The sequence below is a fragment of the Acidimicrobiales bacterium genome (assembly GCA_035540975.1).
Lineage (GTDB): Bacteria > Actinomycetota > Acidimicrobiia > Acidimicrobiales.
This window is the reverse complement of sequence record DATLFN010000087.1, coordinates 1-5,784: the sequence shown is the minus strand read 5'-3', so window position 1 is coordinate 5,784 and position 5,784 is coordinate 1. Positions and strand designations below refer to the sequence as shown.

The following is a 5,784-nucleotide window of genomic DNA, read 5'->3' as shown; positions in this document are numbered from 1 at the left end:
CGTGCCGTTCTGCACGGTGACGCCGCTCACCATGCCGAGTCGGATGCCGACGTTCTCCAGCGGGCCGTTCGGGGTGGCGGCGAACACCCGGTGGCCGCCGAGGTCGACGGTGATGTTGCTCGCCCTGATGATCAGCCCGTCGCCAGGACAGGGCCCCACGTCGCTGTCCAGCGTCACGCTCCGGGTGATGACGGCGCCGCACCCGATGTGGTCGGCCGCCGCCGGGGTGATGGTGACGGTGCCGGCCAGCACGAGCCCGCCGGCGGCCACCAGTCCGATTGCCTTGCGAAGCTTCACGAGTCCCAACCTTTCGCTGTCCGAGATATGTGCACAGCACCGCTACCCGGGAACGGCGAACAGCCGCCCGGGCATTGCCTTGATCCGCCTACGCCGATGATTGCCGACATGCCCCAAAATGCCGGCGAAACCGGTCGCGGCGGCCCATCACCGACGCCGGCTGGTGTGTCTAGCTCCGAAACCTAACGCGGCTTCCCGGGGGTGTGCAACGGGAAGGCACATATTTCGGGTTGTACGGGCAGCGGAGCGACGCCACTATGCCGCCGCCACTGGGCGCTATCGACGCAGCACACCTATTGCGCGCCGCGACCGGCTCTCCTAGATTCGGCGGCCGGGCGCGAGGGACGGCCGTCCCCGGGGCAGGGAGGGGAAGTCGATGGCACAGGCACGGGTCAGGATCTGCGGGCGGCGCGCTCGTGGCGCGGCGTTCGCGATTGCGGTCGCGTCGGCGTTGGCGGCGCCCGCGCTGTCGTCGAGCGCCGGTGCGGTGGTCCCCGGCGCCAACGGGAGGATCGTGTGCGAGGGCGGCCGCGGCGACCCCCGCAACCCCGAGGTCTTCTCCATCAACCCCGACGGGACCGGCGACCAGGTCCTCACCGACCACCCGCTGCGCGACGGCGACCCCTCGGTCTCCCCCGACGGCACCAAGATCGCCTTCGAGAGCTTCCGCGACGGCGGGTCGGAGGTCTACGTCATGAACGCCGACGGCACCGGCGTCACCCGGCTGACCTTCAACGGGCCGGCCGAGGACCGGGGCACCAGCTGGTCGCCCGACGGGACCAGGATCGCCTTCCACAGCGCCCGGTTCCCCCCGGCCGTCCCCGGCCCCGGGCACAGCGCCCTCGAGATCTTCACGATGAACGCCGACGGGACCGACCAGGTTCGGCTCACCAACAACAACTTCCAGGACTCGCTGCCGTCGTGGTCGCCGGACGGGACCAGGATCGCCTTCACCTCGAACCGGGACGGCGGCGACTTCGAGATCTACGTCATGAACGCCGACGGGAGCAACCCCACCCGGCTCACCAACTCGGCGGGCGAGGACGCCCACCCCATGTGGTCCCCGGACGGGACGAAGATCACGTTCCACAGCCGCCGGACGGGCAACCTGGACATCTTCACGATGAACGCCGACGGCACCGGCGTCACGCAGGTCACCGCCACGCCGACCTCCGAGTTCTTCCCGGTGTGGTCACCCGACGGCACCAGGATCACCTACACCGGTGACACGCTCGAGCCGGGCAACTTCGACGTGTACGTGATGAACGTCGACGGGACGGGGATCACCCGGCTCACGTTCAACCCGCCCGGCGTCTTCGACGGGCGCTGCGACTGGGGCCGCCTCACGCCCACCTCGAAGGACGAGTGCAAGCAGGAGGGCTGGCGCCGGTACAACACCGCCACCTTCGAGCGGTTCAAGAACCAGGGCCAGTGCGTCGCCTTCACCGAGGAGGCGGAGCGCAACCGCCTGTGACGGGCCCGGCTGACCCGGCGCCCGGCGCGCCGGGTCAGCCGGCGGGCGGCTCGTCGCGCAGCACCGCCATGACCAGGACGTCGCGGTAGCGCCCGTCGTGCCAGGCGTGCCCGCGCAGGCGCCCTTCCTCGACGAAGCCCGCCCTCCGGTACGCGGCGACGGCGCGAGCGTCGTGGGCCAGCACCTGGAGCCACACCCGGTTCATGTTGAGGTGTCGGAAGGCGTACTCGACCAGGGCCCGGACCGCCTCCTGCCCGTACCCCTTCCCCCGGTGCTCGCGCCCGAGGGCGATGCCGACCTCGCACCGCCGCGAGTACTGGTCGACCGAGTGCAGCTCGCACCGCCCCACCACATCGCCGTCGGCCTCGACGACGAAGGTGGGCCGCGGCTCGTGCCGGAGCTCGTCCTCGTACTGGCCCGCCAGCCGCTCGAAGGAGCGGGGCGTGGGCGGGCGGTCCGACACCAGAGACTGGAGCTCGAGGTCGTCCCCGAACAGGGCCCACAGCGCGGGCAGGTCGTCGCGCCGCACCGAGCGGAGACGGACCCTGCCCCGTGTGATCATGGCCTCCTCCGCCCGTGTCGGTCGTGCGGTGCGGCGGGGAGCGGTGCCGCGCCGGCACACTAGCGAAGCCCCGGACCGACGCCTCGCCCGACGAGGTCCGAGGAGCCGCCGGGCGGCGGGGTGGTGCTCCTCAGGCGCGTGCGAGCACCTTGTCGGTGAGGGAGGCCCGGAGGTTCTCGGGGAAGGCGCCGCCGGGATTGAGGAACAGCAGGCGGACCACCCTGCCGGCGTCGAACACCACGATGAGGTCCTGGAAGATGGGGACCTGGAGGTCGTCCAGGTTCATGGTCAGGTTGACGCGGGAGGCGACGGTCCGCTGCCCCCGCTGGGCCACCGGGAGCGGCGACACCTGCACCGGCCCGGGGGTGGCGCCCTCCGGCTTGCTGCGGTCGGCGTCGGCCGCGAACGCGTTGCGGGCGCACTCCGGGTAGCGGGGGCCGGCCAGGGCGTCGGCCAGCATCATCGCCGACTGCTCGCTGCGGTGCTCGACGGTGGTGCGGACCTGGGTCGCCAGGTCGCGCCGGAACGTCGGCGACGTGGCCGAGGCCAGCGGCGGCCCCGCGTCGACGGCGAGGCACTGCACGATGTCCCGCCAGACGATCTCGAGGTCGAGGCCCTCCTCGGGCGGCTCGGCCTCCCAGCGGCCGGCGTCGGGCGGGAAGTCGCCCGCCCGGAGCACGGCGGCCTCGGCCCTGGCGACGAGGGCGGGATCGGTCGCCACGGTCGTGGTCGTGGTCGCCACGGTCGTGGTGGTGGTCGCCCCGGTCGTGGTGGTGGAGGCGGCGACGGTGGAGCTCGTGGTGGCGGGCGCGGCCTCCTCCCCGTCCTGGTCGCCGCAGGCGGCGGCCAGGAGGACGGTGGCGGCGAGCGCGGCGACGGCACGGCGGATGAGCATCGGGGTCAGCCTTTCCCGGGCGCCGAGTCGGGATGAGGCGCGACGCCCGCCTTCCGCCCGGTGACGAAGAGGTGCTTGTTCTCCTCCTGGACGGGGAACTGCCCCGGGGTGAAGTACCAGACGTCGAGGGCCCGCTTGCGGAACACGATCGACGTGTCGGGGTAGTACAGCACGAGCACCGGGAGGTCGTCGGCCACGATGCTCTGCATCTCCGCCACCATGGCCTTCCTCTCGGCATGGACGAAGGCCGTCCGCTGCCTCTCGGCCAGGTCGTCGAAGGCCCGGTTGGCGTACGTGGTGGCCCCCATGAGCGACGGTCCCGCCTCCGACGAGAAGAGCAGGCGGAGCAGGTCGGGATCGCTGTTGGGCCCTCCGGGGACGGGCCCCGGGTAGGGAAGCACCGCCATGTCGTACCCGCCGGTCAGCTTGGTCCCGAAGAGCTGGGGCCCGATCTGCACCGCCTTCGTCCGCAGGTCGACGCCGATGCGACCGAGGGCCTCCGCCAGGACCTCGGCCAGCGGCGCCTCGGCGGCGTCGATCAGCAGCTCGAAGCGGAGGGGCCGCCCCGCCGCGTCCCGCCGGACGCCGCCTTCGCCGGCGAGGTAGCCGGCCCCGTCGAGCAGGGCGGCGGCGCCCGGGAGGTCGAGCTCGTACTGTCGGACGGGGGCGAACCAGGGGTTGGCCGGGCTGAGGAAGCCCGGGTTCCCGGGCAGCCCGCGGCCGGCGGCCAGGCGGCTCACCAGGGCGGCGCGGTCGACGGCCATGGCGCAGGCCCGCCGGAAGCGGACGTCGGCCAGCGCCCCCTCCCGGCCCAGGTTCCAGTACAGCGCGCGCGCCGACGCCCCCCGTTCGGTGACGGTGCCGAACCCGCCGTCCCCGGCGAAGGGGGCGAGGACGTCGTCGCGCAGCCCCGTCCCGCGCGCCACGTCGGTCCCACCGCCCAGCAGCGCGGCGAACTGGTCCTCGACCGCTTCGTACTCGACCCGCGTGACGTGTGGGGGGCCGAGGAAGTGGTCCTGCCTGGCCGTGAACAGCATGGGCCCGCCGTCGCCGGCGTACGACCGGAGCCGGTACGGCCCCGACCCGACCAGCACGTCGAGGTCGAGGGCGGCGGCCGGATCGTCGATCGACGACCACACGTGCCCGGGGATGATCGGCACCGCACCCGCCACCTGCTCGGAGAAGGTGACGAGCGGCTTCTCCAGGGTGACCGTGACCGTGGCGTCGTCGACCGCCCGCACGTCGGCGATGCCCGCCGGCGGCTGGACGAGCACGGGCGGCGGGAGCACCTCCTGCTCGGCGTAGTACCCGAAGGTGAAGGCCACGTCGTGGGCGGTGAGGGGGCGCCCGTCGCTCCACGTCACGTCCGGTCGCAGGCGGAACGTGTGGGTGAGGTGGTCGGCGGACACGTCGTGGCCGCTGGCCAACCAGGGCAGCAGCTGCCCGCTCCCGTCCTTCCACAGCAGCGTGTCGTACACGAGCACCATCTGCTGGTACCCGGGACCGGCGTTGGCGGCGAACGGGGACGGGAACCCGATGGCGCCCCCGGGGAGGCGCAGGGTGCGCGCCCCCGCCGAACCCGAGCCCGGGCTGCACCCGCCGAGGGCGAGGGCGCCGACCCCTCCCAGGCAGGCGGCGAGGAACCGGCGGCGGTCCATCGTCACGGGGCCGAGCGGCGAGGGAGCGGCGCCCGTCACGACGATCGCAGCCAGCGGGGGTTGAAGGCGGGCTCGAGGGCCACCCCCACGAAGGTGAAGGCCACGACCGTGACGGTGACGGCCAGCCCGGCGGGCAGGACCCACCAGGTCCACATGGCGCTGAAGTAGATGCCCGGCTCGCTCAGCGCCCGGTTGATCATCAGGCCCCAGCTGATGCCGCTCGGGTCGCCCAGGCCGAGGAAGGCGAGGCCGGCCTCGAGGCCCACGGCGACGCCCGCCCACTGGACGAACCCCACGAGTATGAGCGGCGCCAGCCCGGGCACGAGGTGGCGGCGCAGGACGTAGAGCGGCCCGGCGCCGAACCCCCGGGCGGCGCCGATGAAGCCGCGCTGGCGAAGGGACAGGGCCTGGCCCCGCAGCACCCGGGCGTTGGGCGCCACCCCGGCGAAGGCGATGACCGCGACGACGGCGGGCAGGGTGGTGCCGGCCAGCGAGGCGACGAGCACCAGGAGCGGGAGCCCCGGCAGGGCGAGCAGGAAGACGATCAGGCGGTTGGAGACGGTGTCGGCCACCGCCCCGAGCAGGGCGGGGAGCACGCCGACCACTATCCCGCCGGCGACGGCGAGCCCCCCGCCCGCCACGGCGACCACGAGCGAGGTCCGGGCCCCGTGCACGAGCTGGGCGAAGATGTCGCGACCGGGCACGTCGGTGCCCAGCCGGTGGCGGGCCGAGGGCCGCTCCAGGGCGTCCCCCGTGATGGCCCTGGGGTCGTGGGCGGCGAGCAGCGGCGCGAAGACGGCCACGAGCACGAGCACCCCGAGCACCATCAGGCCGATGACCATCAGGGGCGAGCGCAGGACCGACGGCGGGCGGCGGGCGGCGCCGCCGGGTGCGGGGG

General features: G+C 73.7%; 6 protein-coding genes. 1 reads left to right on the top strand and 5 read right to left on the bottom strand.

All coding sequences use genetic code 11. From position 1 onward, the window contains the following. Nucleotides 1-297, bottom strand: a 297-nt coding sequence (locus VM242_09775) for a hypothetical protein (protein ID HVM05451.1), incomplete at its 3' end; no start/stop codon positions are given. Nucleotides 298-748: 451 nt separating this feature from the next. Here VM242_09775 and VM242_09770 point away from each other — a divergent pair. Continuing rightward, a complete protein-coding gene (locus tag VM242_09770) occupies nucleotides 749-1,771 on the top strand; it encodes a hypothetical protein (GenBank protein HVM05450.1) in 1,023 nt (340 codons plus the stop codon). A 34-nt stretch (nucleotides 1,772-1,805) separates the two neighbouring features. Here VM242_09770 and VM242_09765 read toward each other — a convergent pair whose 3' ends face one another. From VM242_09765 to VM242_09750, 4 genes are all read right to left on the bottom strand, one after another. Continuing rightward, nucleotides 1,806-2,333, bottom strand: coding sequence for a GNAT family protein (locus tag VM242_09765; protein ID HVM05449.1), 528 nt, complete (start codon nucleotides 2,331-2,333; stop codon nucleotides 1,806-1,808). Between the two features lie 130 nt (nucleotides 2,334-2,463). Beyond that, entirely contained in the window at nucleotides 2,464-3,228 is a 765-nt protein-coding gene (locus VM242_09760) for a hypothetical protein (GenBank protein ID HVM05448.1), read from the bottom strand. Nucleotides 3,229-3,233: 5 nt separating this feature from the next. Further along, nucleotides 3,234-4,886, bottom strand: a complete 1,653-nt coding sequence (locus VM242_09755) for an ABC transporter substrate-binding protein (GenBank protein ID HVM05447.1) — start codon at nucleotides 4,884-4,886, stop codon at nucleotides 3,234-3,236. Nucleotides 4,887-4,921: 35 nt separating this feature from the next. Then, nucleotides 4,922-5,784 (bottom strand): ABC transporter permease (locus tag VM242_09750; protein ID HVM05446.1); only part of this gene is annotated, 863 nt, incomplete at its 5' end.